Below are 16,378 nucleotides of genomic sequence, written 5' to 3' on the forward strand. Positions count from 1 at the left end.
TTCGGACCGGCCGACCGCCGCTTATGGATACTCGAATCATGGATGCCATCGACAAGAAGATCGTGGCCCTCCTCCAGGAGGATGCGAGCCTTTCGCTTGCGCAGATCGCGCATCGTGTGGGGCTGTCGCAAAGCCCCTGCTGGAAGCGCATCCAGCGGCTGGAGAAGTCCGGCATCATCCTCAAGAGGGTGGCGCTGATCTCGCCCGAATCGATCGGCGTGGGCCTCACCGTGTTCGTCTCGATCGAGACCGGCGACCATTCCTCGGCCTGGCTCTCGAAGTTCGCCAGCACCATCACCGCCATGCCCGAGGTGATGGAGTTCCATCGCATGGCCGGTGACATCGACTACATGCTGCGCGTCGCCGTCGCCGACATGCAGGCCTACGACGCCTTCTACAAGAAGCTGATCGACACGATGCCGCTCAAGAACGTCACGTCGCGCTTCTCGATGGAGCGGGTGAAGTCGACGACGGCCTATCCGATCGCGTCCGACCTCAAGCCGGTCCGCAAGCGCTAGGCAGCGGCCGCACGAAGAGGATGCGGTCGAGCGCGAGACTGCCCGGGCCGAACTTGGCGAGATAGAGCAGCGCGACCGCCCAGACACCGTGCGTGTCGAAGGCGTTGGGATAGACGAAGATCTCGATCACCAGCGTCATGCCGAGCAGGGCCAGTGCGGCCGGCCGCGTGAACAGGCCAAGGAAGAGCAGGGCCGGCAGGCTGAGTTCGGCGGCCGTCGCAAGATAGGACGCCGCCTCCGGCGGAATGAGCGGCAGCCTGTATTCCTCGCGGAACAGCGTGAGCGTCGTGCCGCTGGCCCAGCCGTCGAGTTTCAGCAGGCCGGAGCGCAGGAAGATCGTGCCGACCGACAGCCGTGCGAGCAGGGCCAGCAGTTCGTGTGGGATGCGCGCCAGGAGCGTGTCGAGGCGCTGGAGCAACGCGGTCATTCGGGTATTCCCTCGTGAAGGTCGGAAATGGCGCCGCTGCGGAAGAGCAGGGCGAGCGTGGTCGCGAGATCGAAAGCTTCGTCGTGCTGCGCGAGCGTGGCTTCGCCCAGCGCGGCGCCTCGGGCGATGGCCGTGACCAGTTGATCCGCGCCGGCCGGCAGCAGGTCGACGAGAACGTCGTGCTCGGGTCGTGTGACCAGAGCGGTTTCGCCCGGCATATCCGGCCCGATCCGCCGGACATCTTCATCGAACGTATTGGTGGTCCAGATCGACACGATGGGCCAAAGCGACGCCACGACACGAGTGGCGGGATGCAGGACGAGGTGCGCCGATTCGAGATCGGTGCCGGCAAGAGCGGCAAGCCGCTCGATGCCGATCGGCGCGGCATCGACGGCATGGAAGGCCTGCTGGCGCGCCCATTCGAGGCGGGCGATATCGGGGAGATAGGGCAGGTCGCGAACGGGTTCGAAGTTGTCGAGGAAGCCAGCGAAGGCCGCGCCATAGTCGGCCAGGATCGGCGAACGTGGTGGATGGCGCTCGACGAAGACGACCGCGGCGGCCTCGAAGAACTCCTCACCGACCAGCCGCCGGATCACCGGAAACCGTGCCGCGAGTGCCGCAGTCAGGCTCGCCTTGACGTTGTTGCGATAGATGCCGAGCCGGCGCTCGCGCGAGCCGCCTGTGAGAGGCGCCACGATGTCCGGCACCTGCAAGGCAGGGCGAAGCAAGGTCTGCGCGAATGTCGCCTGCAGATTGGCCAGCTGATGCGTGTCAGGCCGCGCGGGCATGGAAACCTCCGTGCGTGCGCAACACCCGCTCCGCGCATGACACTTCCGCCTCGAGGACGGGCCAGGCCGGCACATCGCTGTCCCATTCGATGAGCGTCGGCAGCGGGCCGTGCCGGATGATCAGGTGGCGATAGAGATCCCATACCTGTGGAGAGACCGGACGATCGTGCGTGTCGATCAATAGGGGCGCTTCGCCATCGTCCAGCACGGCATGACCGGCCAGATGGATCTCACCGACATGCTCGACGGGGAAGACGTCGATATAGGCTTGCGGATCGAAGCCACGATTGGCGGCGGACACGACGACATTGTTCAGGTCGAGCAGCAGACCGCAGCCGCTGCGTCGCGCCAGCGTGCGCAGGAAATCGGTCTCGGGCATCTCTTCGCCCTCGAAGCGCAGATAGTGCGAGGGGTTTTCGATCAGGAGGCGTCGACCGAGCGCGGACTGCGCCTCCTCGACGTGCCGGCTCACGAGCGCCAGCGTCTCGCAGGTGTAAGGGAGCGGCAGCAGATCGTTGAGGAAGACGCCGTCGTGCGTCGACCAGGCCAGATGCTCGGAAACGACGAAGGGCTGGTAGCGGTCGGCGACGGCTTTCAGGCGGGCGAGGTGGCCCGGCGTCATGCCGTTGGCGGAGCCGATCGACAATCCCACGCCGTGCAGGGAAAGCGGATAGAGCGCACGTATGCGCTCGAGGAAATGATGCGGCGGACCGCCGGCCCCCATGTAGTTCTCGGCATGCACCTCGAACCAGCCGACATCTGGCCGTGCGTCGAGGATATGCCGCTGGTGCTCGGGCTTCAGCCCGGCACCGGCACGAGGAAGGCGATCCGCCGTCACGACGAACTCCGTTACATCGGCGCCAGGGTGCCCTTGCGCTTCATGCCGTCCTTCATCGTCACTTCCATGGTCGCGCAGGACCCCTTGGCGACGTACTTCCACGCCTTGGCGTCGTAGTCGGCCTTCGACTGGCCGGCGCAGGAATTGTTGCCGGTCGCGGCGCAGTCGTTCTTGCCGGCCATCGAGACGCCGTAGCAGCGCTCCTTGTCGGTGTTGGCCATCTGGGCGTTGGCGCCGGCCGACATCAGGGTCGCGGCGGCGACGGCGGCGGCGAGGGCTGCAGTGGTGGTGCGATTGATCATGGGAAAGTCCTCCTGGCTGTCGAGCCATCATCGGCTCGCAGGAGGTCATTCGGCGGGACGGGCGCCGACGTTACAGATCGGGCGATTTCTTTTTCGTGAAGAGGGCCTGTAATGTTCGGGCCCTTCCGCACGAATACGTGAAAGAGTGAGCCCGTTGCCTGATCCGGAAGATCTCTCCGCGCTCATGCGGGCGGCCCGGAAGGGGGATGACGAGGCGTATCGCCGCCTGCTTGTCCTCGTCGCTTCCTGGCTGCGCGTCGTGGCCTCGCGCGGCTTGACCGCGGCAGGAAGGCCGCGCGCGGATTGCGAGGATATCGTCCAGGAGACTTTGCTGGCCATGCACCTGAAGCGCGACACGTGGGACGAGACGCAGCCGCTTCAGCCGTGGCTGCGCGCGATCGCGCATCACAAGCTGGTCGACCATCTGCGGCGCCGTGGTTTCACCGACCATGTCGACATCGACGACCATGCCGAGAACCTCGCGGCTCCCGCAGTGTCGGAAGAGGGCAGCACCGTCGATGCGCGCCAGATGCTGTCGCGCCTGCCCGAGCGGCAACGGCGGATCGTGGAGGGCATTTCCATCGAAGGGCAGAGCGCCCGGGAAGTCGGCACGCGCCTGGGGCTCAGCGAAGGCGCCGTGCGCGTGACCTTGCACCGTGCCCTGCGTGCGTTGGCCGACATCTACCGCAAGGACAGGACATGAAGACCGAGCAGCTCGTCGCCTCGCTGGTCGCCGACCGCGCAGGATCGTCGGCGCCGCTCCGGCGCTCGTTGGGTCGCGCCGTGGCGATCGGGGCGCTGGTGTCGCTCGTGATCTTTGCCATCGAGTTCGGCCCGCGCGTCGACCTTGCGGCGGCTTTCGCAACCTGGCGCTTCGACCTCAAGCTCGTGCTGGTGCTGGCGGCTCTGATCGCGGCCGCCGGCGCTTGTGTCGCGATGGCGCGTCCCCTGGCGTCGGGCACGTGGCGCTGGGCCGTCGTGCCGGTCGTGCTCATTGCGGCAATGGCCCTCGTGGTCGAGACGACCCTGCTGCCCGCCGGCACATGGAAAGCAAGACTGGTCGGCAGCAATGCGGTCGTGTGCCTCACGGCCATCCCGCTCTTTGCGCTGGCACCCCTGGCGGCACTGCTGCTGGCGCTGCGCCGGGCGGCGCCGGCTTCGCCGGTGCTGGCCGGTGCGGCCGCGGGAACGCTGGCCGCTGCGTCGGCGGCGACGATCTACGCCTTCCACTGCTTCGACGATTCGCCGCTGTTCGTCCTCACATGGTATCCGCTGGCGGCGATCCCGGTGATCCTGGTCGGCGCTGTCGTGGGGCGCCGGCTGCTGCGCTGGTAATCGGCCTTCACCCGCTCTTGCGCAGCGCGTCGAACAGGCGTCGCGCCGGTCGTGGCAGGCGCCTGGCGTCGCGCACGTAGAGGGCAAGCTCGCGTACCGACCAGGGCTCGGCGATCCGGACCGTTGCCAGCGGCAGGACGCGTCGCTGCCGGGTCGCCGTCGTTTCCGGCACGATACCGACGCCGACCCCCGCGGCGACCATGGCGCAGACGGTATCGAGGCTGTTGACGCGGACGCGCAGCCGCAGCGCGCGACCGAGCTTGGCGGCCTGCATCGCCACATGCTCGTCGAGTGCCGTGCCGCGCGGCAGGCCCACGAAATCGAGGTCGAGCAGGTCGGCGAAGCCGGTCTTGCGTTTGCCGGCCAGTGCGTGCCCGGCCGGCACGGCCAGCACCAGCCGGTCGGTGCGGAAGGGATGGCTCTCCAGGCCGGGCACGAAGGCGGCCTGTGAGCCGATGCCGATGTCGGCGTCGCCCGCGGCGATGGCCGCGCCGATCGCCGGGCTCTCGCGATCTTCCAGGTCGAGGTCGATCGTCGGGTTCGCGGCCAGGAAATCCGCGAGCAATGAAGGCAGATGCTCGGACAGGGCGGAGGTGTTGGCGAGGATGCGCACGCTGCCCTTCAGGCCGCGCGAAAAGGCGCCGAGATCGCCGCGCATCGTCTCGACCTGCTGCAGCACGATGCGGGCGTGATCGAGCAGGCTGCGGCCCGCATCGGTCGGCTCGACGCCGCGCCGGCCGCGCTTCAGCAGCGGCACACCCAGCATGTCCTCCATCCCGCGGATGCGCGCGCTGGCCGAGGCGAGCGCGAGATGGGTGCGCTCGGCGCCGCGCGTGATGCTGCCGGTCTGCGTCACGGCGTGGAACAGCCGGAGGTCGGTGAAGTCGAAGCGCATGGCCGTGATCTCCCAGCCTTCGTTTGAAACGAAGGCAGACTCCATATTCTCCAGATTGCGGGCCAGACCGTCCCGGTTCAAGCCTGCGACATGCTCCTCTCGACTCTGGCCTTCGTCCTTGCCGTGTTCCTGCTGGCCGGTTTTGCCAAGGGCGTCATCGGCCTCGGCCTGCCGACCATTTCGATGGGGCTGCTGGCCGTTGCCCTGTCCCCGGTCGAGGCGGCGGCGCTGCTGATCCTGCCGTCGCTGGTGACCAACGTCTGGCAGATGGTGGATGGCCCCCATCTCAAGTCCCTGCTGCGGCGCCTCTGGCCCCTCAATCTCGGCGTCTGCGTCGGGACCTGGGCCGGGGCGGCCTTCCTGTCGGGCCTCGGCGGGCCCTATGGGGCGCTGGCGCTGGGCATTGCCCTGATGGCCTATGCCGTCTCGGGTTTGGCTGCCCTGAAGCTCGTCGTTCCGCCGTCGGCCGAAGGTTGGCTGGGGCCGGTCATGGGGGCCGTGACCGGCGCCGTCACGGCGGCGACCGGCGTCTTCGTCATTCCGGCGGTGCCCTACCTTCAGGCGATCGGCCTTACCAAGGACGAGCTGGTGCAGGCGCTGGGCCTGTCTTTCACCGTTTCCACCCTGGCGCTCGCGGTGACCCTGGTGGTGACCCAGGCGGGCAGCACCAGCCTCGGCCTGGGGCTAGCCTGGCCGTCGGTGGCGGGCGTGGGGGTGGCGCTGGTCGGCATGCGGCTGGGGCAGGCGGTGCGCGCCCGGCTGTCGCCGCAGGCTTTCCGGCTGTGGTTCTTCGCCGGCCTCCTGGCGCTGGGCGCCTATCTCGCAGCGCGCGGGCTCGTCTGACCCGTCGATGGACGGTTGGGGAGTGCGGGTTTAACGTTCCGGAACCGTTTTAATCCTGGAGCGTTTCCATGGCCGTGCACAACCTCAAGACTTCCAAAGTTGCCAACCTCCGGTCGAACGTCTCGCCCGAAGAATGGCAGGCTCGCGTCGATCTCGCCGCCTGCTACAGGTTGATGGACCTGTATGGAATGTCGGACCTGATCGCGAACCACATCTCGGTGCGCGTGCCGGGTGAGGATAACGCCTTCCTGATCAACGCCTACGGACTGCTCTACGAAGAAATCACCGCCTCGAGCCTGCTCAAGATCGACTGCGACGGCAACATCCTCGCCAAGCCGGACTTCAACGGCGGCCTCGACTACGGCGTCAACCGCGCCGGCTTCGTGATTCACAGCGCCATCCATATGGCCAAGCACGACGTCGCCTGCGTGATCCACACGCACACCTGGCCCGGCATGGCCGTGTCGACCATGGAATGCGGCCTGCTGCCCAACACGCAGACCTCGATGCGCTTCGCCAAGATCAGCCATCACGACTTCGACGGCGTGGTGCTCGACCTTGCCGCGCGCGAAGCGCTGGTGAAGAGCCTCGGCGACAACAACGCGATGATCCTGCGCAACCACGGTCTGCTGACGACCGGCGCGACGATCCCCGAGGCGTTCAACGCCATGCATCGACTGGAGCTGTCCTGCAAGACGCAGATCGCGGCCATGTCGTGCAACACCAAGCTGATCGAGGTCCCGGCCGAAGTGGTCGACGCGACCTACATGAATTATCAGCCGAAGACCCGCCGGCCGTTTGGCCTGCTGGACTGGCCGGCGCTCCTGCGGAAGCTCGACCGGATCGATCCGGGCTTCCGCGACTGATTGGATACACCACACAGCTCCGTACGCGCCTTCGCCGCCGTTGCCAGTGGATACTGGACGGCGCCGGGATATCGTGCCGTCGCGTGGACGCTCACCGGCGGCCTCGTGCTGCTCGGCGTTGCCAATGTCGGCATCGCGCTGTGGCTGAACATCTGGAACCGCGATTTCTTCAACGCCCTCGACAAGCGTGATGTCGGGGAGCTCATGCGGCTCCTGTGGATCCTGGCCGCCATCGTCATCTCCGCGGGCGTGGCGGTGGCGATTCAGCTCCACATCAAGCGGCGCCTGCAGATCAACTGGCGCTCCTGGCTGTCGCACGTCACGGTCCTGCGCTGGCTGAACACGGGCCGGCAGTACCAGCTCGGCATGCTGGCCGACGAAGTCGATAATCCCGATGGCCGCATCGCCGAGGATATCCGCGTCTCGACCGAATACGCCGTCGAGTTCGCCCAGAGCATCCTGCAGTGCGTGCTGCAGCTCTTCACCTTCCTCAGCGTGCTGTGGATCCTGTCGGGGACGATGCCGATCAAACTGTTCGGCATGGAATTCAACCTGCCGGGCTACATGGTTTGGGCCGCCGTGGCCTATGCGCTGGTCGGCTCGCTGCTCACTTACTTCCTGGGCCGCGGCCTGATCCATGCCGGCAATGTCCGCCAGAGCCGCGAGGCCGATTTCCGTTCCGGCCTGACACGCGCGCGCGAGCACGCGGAAGGCATCGCGCTGATGCGCGGCGAGGATGACGAGCGTGAACGGCTGCGCGGCTCGCTGTTTGACCTGCGCACGGCCTGGAACGTCCAGACGCGCGGGCAGGGCAATCTCTCGCTGCTCACCAGCTCGCTGGCCTATCTCGCCCCGATCGTGCCGCTGATCGTCGCCCTGCCGCGCTATCTCGGCGGCGAGATCGCGCTGGGTGGCCTGATGCAGACGGCGCAGGCCTTCTCCAGTGTCCAGTGGGCGCTCTCGTGGCTGATCGACAATTTCCCGAAGTTCGCCGAATGGCGCGCCTCGACCGATCGCGTCGTCCACCTGCACGTGGCGCTGACCGACCTCGAGGAAAGCAGCGAAGCTCCCGACGAGGCGCGCATCGTCGTCCATCCGGCGGCTGAATCGGACAAACTGATCATGCGCGAGCTGGGTGTGGCGCGTCCAAGCGGCGAGATGCTGGTGGCGGAAGCCGAGGTCGAAATCGAACGCGCCGAGCGGGTGCTGATCCGCGGCAAGTCCGGCAGCGGCAAGAGCACGATCATGCGCGCCGTCGCGGGCGTCTGGCCGTGGGGCCATGGCGAGATCCACCTGCCGACGGGCAACATCACCTTCATGCCGCAGAAGCCCTATTTCCCGCTGGGGACGCTGCGCGAGGTCATGCACTACCCGGTGGCGCCGGAAGGCATCACCGACGAAGTGCTGCAGGACATGCTGCACAAGGTCGGCCTGGATCACCTGCGCGACCGGCTCGACGAGACCGAGCGCTGGGACCACATCCTGTCCGGCGGCGAGCAGCAGCGCGTGGCCTTCGCCCGCGTGCTGATCCACAAGCCGGAGTGGATCTTCATGGACGAAGCCACGTCGGCGCTCGACGAGGCCGGCCAGGAGAATGTCATGAAGCTCCTGATAGAGGAGCTGCCGCAGACATCGGTCGTCAGCATCGGCCATCGGCCGGGCCTCGAAGTCTTCCATACGCGGGAGCTGACCCTCGAGCCGGGTGCCGACGGCACCAAGCTCCGGGCCGACGCCAGCAAGCGGTCGCTAGGCGACCTCTATCGCAAGATGGCCGCGGTCAGCCGCACGGCACCGCGCGATCCGGGTTTCTGGGCAAATGTGAGGGCCAATTTGCTCGGTCGATAGACCGAGCAAATTGGCCTGCAAGCGGCAGGATATTGCGCAGCAATGTCCGGGAGCGCCGAAGGAAGGGCGATCACGCGGGGCTCATGACCCCTCCGTCGTCGTATGACGACGACACCTCCCCATTTGAATGGGGAGGAAAGTAGAACCTAGAGAACTTCGTGGAAGCCGATGGCGACCCTGTCGGGCGCGCGGGTCGCGACGCCGACGAAGGTTGCGCGTTCCAACCATTTGAGCGTGGACTCCGACGTCTCGAAGCGCGGCGCCGTGCGGAAGTGATAGCTGCCCGGCGGCATCGCTTCGCCTTTGGACATGCGCTCCAGAACTTCGGGACTTGCAACGCGCAAGCCGTCGTTCTGGACGTAGATCCGCGCGCCCGTCTTGCTGCGGATCGTGTAGCGCGCGACCACCTCGATCGTGCCGTCGGGCCGCACGATCTGCCAGTCCGCGCCGCCCGGCAGGATCTCGCCCTCCAGCCTGGGCCCGTGCACCTCGCCACCCAGGATATCGATGATGCGTCGATGCCCGCGCGCGGTCTGGCCGAGATCCTGGACCGGTCCGACCTTCGCCTTGATGGCGAAGGCGAAGCGCAGGGACGGCGCCGTCTGGATGAAGGCATCGACTTCCATGTCAGGCCTTCTGCTTGCCGAGCAGATGATCCGAGATGATGCGCTGCTGGATCTCCGAGGTGCCCTCGAAGATCTTGGTGAGACGCGCGTCGCGCCAGTAGCGCTCGACGGCGTGCAACGTCGTGTAGCCAGCGCCGCCGAACACCTGCAGCGCTTCGGAGGTGACCTTCTCTGCCATCTCGGAGGCATGGAACTTCACCATCGCGGCTTCCTTGTCGCAGCGGCGCTTCTGGTCGATCTCGTCGCAGACGAAATACATGAGCTGGCGTGACGCCTCGATCTCCGTCGCCATGCGCGCGAGGCGGAAGCGCGTGTTCTGGAAGTCGCCGATCGCCTGGCCGAACTGGCGGCGCTCCTGCGCATAGGCGGTGGCGTCCTCCAGTGCGCCGCGGGCGAGGCCGATGGCGCGGGCGGCGGTATGGGCACGGGCGCGTTCGAGACCGGCCGAGATGTAATAGAAGGCGCGGCCTTCCTCGCCGATCAGCGCGGAGCCGGGCAGGCGGCATTCGTCGAAAGCCAGTTCCCAGGTCTTCCAGCCGAAGTAGCCGATCTTCGGGATCGGCGCGCCCTTCACGCCCGGCGGCAGCGTGCCGCGCGGCTTCTCGATCAGGAAGGAGGAGAGGCCGACGTGCTTGCGCTTGGGATCGGGCGCGTCGGAGGTGCGGGCGACCAGCATGATGTAGTCGGCGCCGTCGGCGAAGGTGCACCAGTATTTGTTGCCGGTGACGACCCAGTCGTCGCCGTCCTTGCGAGCGCGGCAGGCGATGCTGCCGAGGTCCGAGCCCACGTTCGGCTCGGACATGGCGGCGGCGCCTAAAAACTCGCCGCGGGCGGCGCGGGGCAGGAAGACCGCGCGCTGGGCTTCGGTCATGCCCCGGCCGGCGCTGAGGCCATTGCCTCGGGCGATGATCGAGGCCACGCTCATCCAGCCGCGCGCCAGTTCCTCGGTGATCAGGCAGTATTCGAACACGCCGAGGCCCATGCCGCCGTACTCTTCGGGGATCACGATGCCGAAATAGCCCATGTCAGCCAGCTTCTGGATCAGCTCCGGCGGGATATCGCCCTTCTCGGGGTCGAGCTTGTTGGCGACCGGCAGCACTTCCTTCATGACGAAGGCGCGCGCCGTCTCCTGGATCATGCGGCGCTCGTCAGTCATGTAACCCATGTCATTTCCCCGTTTCTTGCATAAGCATAGTATCGGACTTGAAGGAGATCACAGTGCGCAGATTTCTGCTCGGCGCCACGGCGCTTTTTCTCTGTGCGGCATCCGCGGTTTTTCCCGCGGCGGCACAGGATTGGCCGACGCGGCCCATCACCATCGTCATGGGTTTCCCGCCGGGCTCCGGCACCGATGTGGTCGCGCGCGTGCTGCAGCCGCTGCTCGACAAGGCGCTCGGCCAGCGCATCGTGATCGACTACAAGGCGGGCGCCGGCGGCAACGTCGCGTCGGACTTCGTCGCGAACGCCAAGCCTGACGGCTACACGTTCCTGCTGGGCACGGCCGGCACGCACGGCATCAATGCCTCGCTCTACAGCAAGCTTCCGTTCGACGTGGAGAAGGACTTCACGCCGATCTCGACCCTGGTCGACGTGTCGAACGTGCTGGCGATCAATCCCAAGGCGATCGACGCCAAGGATGTGAAGGACTTCATCGCCCAGGTGAAGGCCGCACCCGGCAAGTACAACTACGCCTCGACCGGCAACGGCGCCGGCACCCATCTCGCCTTCGCCGAGTTCGTCGCCAAGGCCGGCCTCGACATGGTGCACGTGCCCTACAAGGGCTCGCCCGACGCCATCCAGTCGGTGCTGAACGGCGACACGTGCTGCATCTTCGCCCAGGTGCAGATCGCCATGCCGCAGGCCGCCGCCGGCAAGATGAGGCTGCTGGGCGTCTCGACCAAGCAGCGCGTGCCAGCCATTCCCGACGTGCCCACGATCGACGAGGCGGGCTTGCCGGGCTTCGACAGCTACACCTGGTTCGGCATCTTCGCGCCCAAGGGCCTCGACCCGGCAATCGCGCTCAAGATGAACCTCGCCCTCAAGACGGCGCTGGCCGATGCCGACGTCCAGAAGAAGCTGATCGAACTCGGCAACACGCCGCGCTACGAGACGCTGGAGCAGTTCCAGGCCACGGTGAAGCGCGATCGCGCCAAGTGGGCCGAAGTCGTGAAGACCACGGGCGCCAAGGTCGAATGACCGGGCGCAAAAGAGGAGACGTTCGATGAAGAAGATGTTCAGTGCGATGGCGATCGGGGCGGCGGTCGCCCTGTCGTCGGGCCAGGCGATGGCCGGCAAGGATCTCGATACCGTCAAGGCGCGCGGCCAGCTCGTCTGCGGCGTGGCCGTGGGCGGCATTGCCGGGTTCATGATGGTCGACAATCAGGGCAAGTGGACCGGCATGAACGTCGACATCTGCCGCGGAGTCTCGGCCGCATTGTTCGGCGATTCGGAAAAGGTGAAGTACGTGCCGCTGTCAGGCCAGCAACGGTTCACAGCGTTACAGGCGGGTGAGGTCGACCTGCTGTCGAACAACTCGACCTGGAATTTGACGCGAGACACCGCGCTCGGCCTCGATTTCACGGGCGTCACCTACTATGACGGCCAGGGCTTCATGGTGCCGAAGAAGCTCGGTGTTAAGAGCGCCAAGGAGCTGAACGGCGCCTCGATCTGCGTGCTGACCGGCAGCACGTCGGAACTCAACATCGCCGACTATTTCCGCACCAACAAGATGAGCTTCAAGCCAGTCCTGTTCGAGGATCCGGACCAGAGCCGCAGCGCCTTCTTCAGCGGCCGCTGCGATGCCTATTCCGGCGACCAGGCCCGCCTCTACGCGACCCGCGTCGCCAATGCGCCGAACCCGGACGACTACATCGTCCTGCCCGAGGTCATCTCCAAGGAGCCGCTGGGCCCGGTCGTGCGCCATGGCGACAACCAGTTCGAGGACATCGTGCGCTGGACCCAGTATGCGATGCTCGAAGCCGAGGAATACGGCATCACGTCCAAGAATGTCGACGAGATGCTGAAGAGCGACAATCCCAGCATCAAGCGCATCCTCGGCGTCACGCCGGGCATGGGCAAGGCGCTCGGGGTCGACGAGAAGTGGGTCTACAATATCATCAAGCAGGTCGGGAATTACGGCGAGAGTTTCGACCGCAACGTCGGCGCCGGCTCGCCGCTCAAGATCCCGCGCGGCCAGAACGCGCTGTGGACGCAGGGCGGGCTCCAGTACGCGCCGCCGATCCGCTGATATCACCTCATCCTGAGGAGCGTCGCGAAGCGGCGCGTCTCGAAGGATGGGCAACAGGCGTGGTGCGCGTGCCCACCCTTCGAGACGCGGTCCTGCGGACCGCTCCTCAGGGTGAGGTCGTTGCTGGTGTCAAAGCGGCTTCACGGGTTGACGCAGGATCGTCTTGAGCTTGGCCGGCGCCGTCTTGCGCGGGTCGCTGAGATAGATCTCGTGATGAGGACCGGCGAAGGTGAGGCTCCGTGCCGGCATGATCTCGTCATGCAGGCGGGCGAGAGTGGGGCCTTCATCGTCGTAGCTGCCGACATGTAGCACCTGAAGCGACCGTCCTTCGGTGAGCGATTCGAAGCGCAGGCTCGCGGGGGCATCGCCAAGTTTCTTCTCCATCTTCTCGACGGCGGCGTCGAAGGCCGCGCGATCGATGAAGTCGGGCGCCATGATCATCATGGTCCAGCGCCAGCGATCCTTGCGCCGGGCAATGAAATCCTCCGGATCGTCGGCCCACCACAGGCCTTCCAGCGGCGGCACGACATAGTCGTTGCCGGCGGCCTTGGCCGCGAACTTAAGCGCGTAGCTCACCGGGTAGAGCCATTCGATCGCCTGTCTGTAGGCGGGCGCGGTGTTGGGATCTCCCTCGCCGTCGATCTTCACGAAGCTGAGCGTCGGCACGTCGACCTCGACGAACCGGCCGGCGGGCGCGGTGTAGAGCGCCGCTAAAACCTTCCTGAAGTCGGTCTTGCTCAGGCGGCATCCTCGCGGATCATCGCCGCGCCCTTCTCGCCGATCATGATGGTGGGCGCGTTGGTGTTGCCGGTCGTGAGCGTCGGCATCACCGAGGCGTCGATGACCCTGAGGCCCTGGATGCCGTGCACGCGCAGGCGTGAATCGACGACGGCGCGCGGATCCTCGCCCATCTTGCAGGTGCCGACCGGATGATAGAGCGTGTTGCCGGCGCGGCGGGCATAGGCCAGCAGGTCGGCATCGGTCTTCACGTCGGGCCCGGGCTGGATTTCGCCCTCGCTGTGCCGGGTGAGGGCGGGCGAGGCGAAGATGCTGCGCACGTGGCGGAAGCCGCCCAGCAGCGCCAGCTCGTCGGTGTGCGTGGTGAGATAGTTCGGCTTGATGTGCGGCCGCGCGAAGGGATCGGCCGAGGCCGCCATGATGGTGCCGCGGCTGTCGGGCTTCACGACGCAGACGACGCAGCTCATGCCGGGCAGCTCGTCGAGCTGGCCGAACTTCAACGGGTGCGAGCTTCCCGGCGTGAACAGGAGCTGCAGGTCGGGCGAGGCGAGACCCTCGCGGCTGTCGCAGAAGACCTGCGCCGTGGTCACGCCGAAGGTGAGCGCACCGCGGCCGGTGAAGGCGAAGCGCAGGACTTCCGGCAGGACCCGCGGGAAGCGCGATACCTCGTTGACCGTCTCCGCACCCTTCACGCGATGCACGACGCGCACGACATAGTGGTCGACCAGGTTCGAGCCGACGCCGGCCAGATCGTGCACCACCGGGATGCCGAGCGACTGCAGGTGCGCGGCCGGTCCGATGCCCGAGATCTGCAGGATGTGCGGCGAGTTGACGGCGCCGCCCGAGACGATGACTTCGCGATTGGCGCGCACCTCGGTGAGGTTGCCGCCGCGCTGGAAGGTGACGCCGACGCAGCGCTTGCCCTCGAAGATCAGCTTGCCGCCCTGGGCGTCGGTCTCGACTCGCAGGTTGGGACGGCCGCGCGCTTCGCGGAGATAGGTCTGCGCCGTCGACCCGCGCCAGCGGCCGCGCCGCGTCATCTGCGAATAGCCGACGCCCTGGCGCGTCTTGCCGTTGAGGTCGGGGTTGAACGGGAACCCGGCCTGCTGCGCGCCTTCGACGAAACGATGGGTGAGCGGCAGGATGGTGCGATAGTCCTCGACCTTGAGCGGACCGTCCTGGCCGCGCACCTCCTTGTCGCCGCCCTGCACGTACTGCTCGGACTTCATGAAGAAGGGCAGCACGTCATCGTAGCTCCAGCCGCGGCAGCCCATCTGCGCCCAGCCGTCGAAGTCGGCCGGCGCGCCGCGCACATAGAGCATGCCGTTGATCGAGCTCGAACCACCCAGGGTGCGTCCGCGTGGCCATTCGATGCGGCGATCGCCCGAACCCTTCTCGGGCTCGGTCGTATAATTCCAGTTCACCAGCGGATTGCGGATCAGTGAGCGGATGCCGGCTGGGATATGGATCATCGGGTGCCAGTCGCTGGGACCGGCTTCGAGCAGGATCACCGAGGCGCCGGTCTCGCTGAGGCGCGACGCGACGGTGCAGCCGGCCGATCCCGCGCCTACGACGACATAATCCGCCTGCATGTTTCTCTCCCTTTCAGAGCGTGCCGGATCGCTTTTCGCGCGGCACGAAATAGTCGGTCGGTGCGAGCTCCGGGTCTTCCTGCGCGACCATGTTCTGGAAGTGCTTCTCCGCGTCCTCGCGGAACAGCGCATGCGAGAGCGCCTGCACGAGGCGCGTCGCGCCCACGAAGAGCCCGGGAATGTCGCCCGCCAGCGCGCCGTGGCTCAGGATGCTGCCCCAGTTGAACAGGTGGATGTCGCCCATGTGCGGCGTCCGGCCCGGCGCCTGCTCGATCAGTTCGAAGCCCGGGCCGAGATAGGGGTAGCGCGCGGCCTCGGCATTGGCGCTGGCTTCTGCAGGCGTGCGCTTATCAGCCCACAGGGTCGCGTTGGGCGCGAACGACGCCAGTTCGGGGCGCCGCGCGAGGTCGACATCGAAGCCGGTGCCGATCAGCACCGCATCGAAACGCTCGGTGGCCTTCGACGTCTTCACGGTGACGCCGTCACCGTCGACGATCATGTCGAGCCACGGCTCGGAGAATCGGAAAGCGAAACCCGGCAGCTTCTGCGCGCGCAGCACCGATTCGTGCGGCGGCGGCGAGCCGGCGGCCAGCATGTAGGTGTAGATTTTCCAGCGCCAATCGTCGTCCAGCATGCCCTGGCCGCGCTGGAAGCCGGGGAAGGACGCGCCCTTCGACTTGTTGACCTGCGGCAGGTGTGGCCGCCGCGCATAGCAGATCGCTTGCGCTGCGCCGGCCTCCAGCGCCGTGCAGGCATTGTCGATCGCGGTGGCAAGCACGCCCAGCACGCCGAGGCGCTTGCCCTTCAGCTTTGTGAAGTCGATCTCTTCCAAGGTGTGATAGACGCGGCCCGCACGGGCGGGATCTTCCGGATCGAACGACGGCAGCGACGGCCAACGGAACCCGCCTGATCCGTCGCGGCCGTTCGCCAGCACGACCTTGCGCGTCAGCACCGTCTCGCCGGTCGAGAGGCTCGCCTGCAGGAACGCGCCCGCCGCCTCGACCTTGAGCAGCGACACGCCGTTCTCGACCTTCAGGTCGACGACCTTGCGCACCCATAGAAGGTAGGAGAGCCAGTCGAGGCGCGGGATTTTGTAAAGCTTCTCCCAGCCCTCGGCGCCGTGCTGCGCCTCGTACCAGGCGCGGAAGGTGAGGGAGGGCACGCCCAGGTCAGGACCGGTGAGATGCTTGGGCGAGCGCAGGATCGGCATGCGCGCGGTGGTGTTCCACGGGCCTTCATGGCCGTGGCTGTTGCGCTCGATCACGCGGATGTTGCGGATGCCCTCGCGCAGCAGGCCCCAGCCGACGGTCTGGCCGCACATGCCGGCACCTACGACCAGCACGTCGAGGACGCGCCGTCCGTCCGGGCCGGTCTTCTCCGGCACCCAGTTGGCCGGCGGGTAGTTCAACTGCGCCAGGCCGTGGCGCGCGATTTTCTCCAGCGCGTCCAGGCCCGCCGAATGCCGCTCGACAACACCGTCCATGCCGTGCTTCTGACCCTCCACGGATTTCCTTAGCA

General features: G+C 66.7%; 18 protein-coding genes. 8 read left to right on the plus strand and 10 right to left on the minus strand.

What is annotated here, in order from left to right:
- The first annotated feature begins 38 nt into the window (after positions 1-38).
- Entirely contained in the window at positions 39-518 is a 480-nt protein-coding gene (locus AC1RP5_RS05250) for an Lrp/AsnC family transcriptional regulator (RefSeq protein WP_493109536.1), read from the plus strand.
- Here the strand turns inward: AC1RP5_RS05250 and AC1RP5_RS05255 are convergent.
- From AC1RP5_RS05255 to AC1RP5_RS05270, 4 genes are read right to left on the minus strand one after another with little or no spacing between them, the layout of a single operon-like run.
- Positions 496-945, minus strand: coding sequence for a DoxX family protein (locus tag AC1RP5_RS05255; protein ID WP_493109537.1), 450 nt, complete (start codon positions 943-945; stop codon positions 496-498). The genes AC1RP5_RS05250 and AC1RP5_RS05255 overlap by 23 nt on opposite strands.
- Complete coding sequence (locus AC1RP5_RS05260; protein WP_493109538.1) at positions 942-1,733, minus strand: HvfC/BufC N-terminal domain-containing protein; 792 nt, start codon at positions 1,731-1,733, stop codon at positions 942-944. Before AC1RP5_RS05260 ends, AC1RP5_RS05255 begins: the two co-directional genes overlap by 4 nt.
- Positions 1,717-2,571 carry an MNIO family bufferin maturase gene (gene bufB, locus AC1RP5_RS05265; protein WP_493109539.1) on the minus strand — a complete coding sequence of 285 codons (855 nt, stop codon included), beginning with the start codon at positions 2,569-2,571 and terminating at the stop codon, positions 1,717-1,719. The genes AC1RP5_RS05260 and bufB overlap by 17 nt, the downstream gene beginning before the upstream one ends.
- 11 nt (positions 2,572-2,582) lie before the next feature.
- On the minus strand, positions 2,583-2,873 hold the full coding sequence (locus AC1RP5_RS05270) for a BufA1 family periplasmic bufferin-type metallophore (protein WP_493109540.1): 291 nt from the start codon (positions 2,871-2,873) through the stop codon (positions 2,583-2,585).
- A gap of 154 nt (positions 2,874-3,027) precedes the next feature.
- On the opposite strand from AC1RP5_RS05270, the gene AC1RP5_RS05275 reads away from it, so the two are divergent.
- Positions 3,028-3,576 carry a sigma-70 family RNA polymerase sigma factor gene (locus AC1RP5_RS05275; RefSeq protein WP_493109542.1) on the plus strand — a complete coding sequence of 183 codons (549 nt, stop codon included), beginning with the start codon at positions 3,028-3,030 and terminating at the stop codon, positions 3,574-3,576.
- Positions 3,573-4,208: an NrsF family protein gene (locus AC1RP5_RS05280; RefSeq protein WP_493109544.1), complete on the plus strand. Its 636-nt coding sequence runs from the start codon at positions 3,573-3,575 to the stop codon at positions 4,206-4,208. Before AC1RP5_RS05275 ends, AC1RP5_RS05280 begins: the two co-directional genes overlap by 4 nt.
- Before the next feature lie 7 nt (positions 4,209-4,215).
- On the opposite strand, the gene AC1RP5_RS05285 is transcribed toward AC1RP5_RS05280, so the two are convergent.
- On the minus strand, positions 4,216-5,103 hold the full coding sequence (locus AC1RP5_RS05285) for a LysR family transcriptional regulator (protein WP_493113298.1): 888 nt from the start codon (positions 5,101-5,103) through the stop codon (positions 4,216-4,218).
- A gap of 90 nt (positions 5,104-5,193) precedes the next feature.
- Here AC1RP5_RS05285 and AC1RP5_RS05290 point away from each other — a divergent pair, with 90 nt between their 5' ends.
- The 3 genes from AC1RP5_RS05290 (at position 5,194) to AC1RP5_RS05300 (ending at position 8,657) form a co-directional block, all read left to right on the plus strand.
- Positions 5,194-5,946: a sulfite exporter TauE/SafE family protein gene (locus tag AC1RP5_RS05290; protein ID WP_493109545.1), complete on the plus strand. Its 753-nt coding sequence runs from the start codon at positions 5,194-5,196 to the stop codon at positions 5,944-5,946.
- A gap of 68 nt (positions 5,947-6,014) precedes the next feature.
- A complete protein-coding gene (locus AC1RP5_RS05295) occupies positions 6,015-6,812 on the plus strand; it encodes a class II aldolase/adducin family protein (protein ID WP_493109546.1) in 798 nt (265 codons plus the stop codon).
- Positions 6,813-8,657, plus strand: a complete 1,845-nt coding sequence (locus AC1RP5_RS05300; RefSeq protein ID WP_493109547.1) for an ABC transporter ATP-binding protein/permease — start codon at positions 6,813-6,815, stop codon at positions 8,655-8,657.
- A gap of 146 nt (positions 8,658-8,803) precedes the next feature.
- On the opposite strand, the gene AC1RP5_RS05305 is transcribed toward AC1RP5_RS05300, so the two are convergent.
- Positions 8,804-9,283 carry a DUF3237 domain-containing protein gene (locus AC1RP5_RS05305; RefSeq protein WP_493109548.1) on the minus strand — a complete coding sequence of 160 codons (480 nt, stop codon included), beginning with the start codon at positions 9,281-9,283 and terminating at the stop codon, positions 8,804-8,806.
- A 1-nt stretch (position 9,284) separates the two neighbouring features.
- The gene (locus AC1RP5_RS05310) at positions 9,285-10,448 is read right to left on the minus strand and encodes an acyl-CoA dehydrogenase family protein (RefSeq protein WP_493109549.1); all 1,164 of its coding nucleotides are present in this window, start codon (positions 10,446-10,448) and stop codon (positions 9,285-9,287) included.
- Positions 10,449-10,501: 53 nt separating this feature from the next.
- On the opposite strand from AC1RP5_RS05310, the gene AC1RP5_RS05315 reads away from it, so the two are divergent.
- Positions 10,502-11,479, plus strand: a complete 978-nt coding sequence (locus tag AC1RP5_RS05315) for a Bug family tripartite tricarboxylate transporter substrate binding protein (RefSeq protein ID WP_493109550.1) — start codon at positions 10,502-10,504, stop codon at positions 11,477-11,479.
- 25 nt (positions 11,480-11,504) lie between these two features.
- Positions 11,505-12,530 carry an amino acid ABC transporter substrate-binding protein gene (locus AC1RP5_RS05320; RefSeq protein ID WP_493109551.1) on the plus strand — a complete coding sequence of 342 codons (1,026 nt, stop codon included), beginning with the start codon at positions 11,505-11,507 and terminating at the stop codon, positions 12,528-12,530.
- Positions 12,531-12,659: 129 nt separating this feature from the next.
- Here AC1RP5_RS05320 and AC1RP5_RS05325 read toward each other — a convergent pair whose 3' ends face one another.
- The 3 genes from AC1RP5_RS05325 to AC1RP5_RS05335 all read right to left on the minus strand — a co-directional run bounded on the left by AC1RP5_RS05325 (position 12,660) and on the right by AC1RP5_RS05335 (position 16,343).
- Positions 12,660-13,196, minus strand: a complete 537-nt coding sequence (locus tag AC1RP5_RS05325; protein WP_493109552.1) for a GyrI-like domain-containing protein — start codon at positions 13,194-13,196, stop codon at positions 12,660-12,662.
- A 71-nt stretch (positions 13,197-13,267) separates the two neighbouring features.
- The gene (locus AC1RP5_RS05330; RefSeq protein ID WP_493109553.1) at positions 13,268-14,860 is read right to left on the minus strand and encodes a GMC family oxidoreductase; all 1,593 of its coding nucleotides are present in this window, start codon (positions 14,858-14,860) and stop codon (positions 13,268-13,270) included.
- Between the two features lie 13 nt (positions 14,861-14,873).
- Positions 14,874-16,343, minus strand: a complete 1,470-nt coding sequence (locus AC1RP5_RS05335) for an FAD/NAD(P)-binding protein (RefSeq protein WP_493109555.1) — start codon at positions 16,341-16,343, stop codon at positions 14,874-14,876.
- Positions 16,344-16,378: the final 35 nt, after the last annotated feature.

This window comes from Reyranella sp. GW821-FHT12G01 (genome assembly GCF_058806575.1).

Coding starts and splice junctions, on each gene's coding strand:
- AC1RP5_RS05285 (WP_493113298.1), bottom strand. CDS start 5,103: ATGCGCTTCGACTTCACCGACCTCCGGCTGTTCCACGCCGTGACGCAG.
- AC1RP5_RS05335 (WP_493109555.1), bottom strand. CDS start 16,343: ATGGACGGTGTTGTCGAGCGGCATTCGGCGGGCCTGGACGCGCTGGAG.
- AC1RP5_RS05295 (WP_493109546.1), top strand. CDS start 6,015: ATGGCCGTGCACAACCTCAAGACTTCCAAAGTTGCCAACCTCCGGTCG.
- AC1RP5_RS05290 (WP_493109545.1), top strand. CDS start 5,194: ATGCTCCTCTCGACTCTGGCCTTCGTCCTTGCCGTGTTCCTGCTGGCC.
- AC1RP5_RS05310 (WP_493109549.1), bottom strand. CDS start 10,448: ATGGGTTACATGACTGACGAGCGCCGCATGATCCAGGAGACGGCGCGC.
- AC1RP5_RS05255 (WP_493109537.1), bottom strand. CDS start 945: ATGACCGCGTTGCTCCAGCGCCTCGACACGCTCCTGGCGCGCATCCCA.
- AC1RP5_RS05260 (WP_493109538.1), bottom strand. CDS start 1,733: ATGCCCGCGCGGCCTGACACGCATCAGCTGGCCAATCTGCAGGCGACA.
- AC1RP5_RS05320 (WP_493109551.1), top strand. CDS start 11,505: ATGAAGAAGATGTTCAGTGCGATGGCGATCGGGGCGGCGGTCGCCCTG.
- AC1RP5_RS05280 (WP_493109544.1), top strand. CDS start 3,573: ATGAAGACCGAGCAGCTCGTCGCCTCGCTGGTCGCCGACCGCGCAGGA.
- AC1RP5_RS05330 (WP_493109553.1), bottom strand. CDS start 14,860: ATGCAGGCGGATTATGTCGTCGTAGGCGCGGGATCGGCCGGCTGCACC.
- AC1RP5_RS05250 (WP_493109536.1), top strand. CDS start 39: ATGGATGCCATCGACAAGAAGATCGTGGCCCTCCTCCAGGAGGATGCG.
- AC1RP5_RS05305 (WP_493109548.1), bottom strand. CDS start 9,283: ATGGAAGTCGATGCCTTCATCCAGACGGCGCCGTCCCTGCGCTTCGCC.
- AC1RP5_RS05270 (WP_493109540.1), bottom strand. CDS start 2,873: ATGATCAATCGCACCACCACTGCAGCCCTCGCCGCCGCCGTCGCCGCC.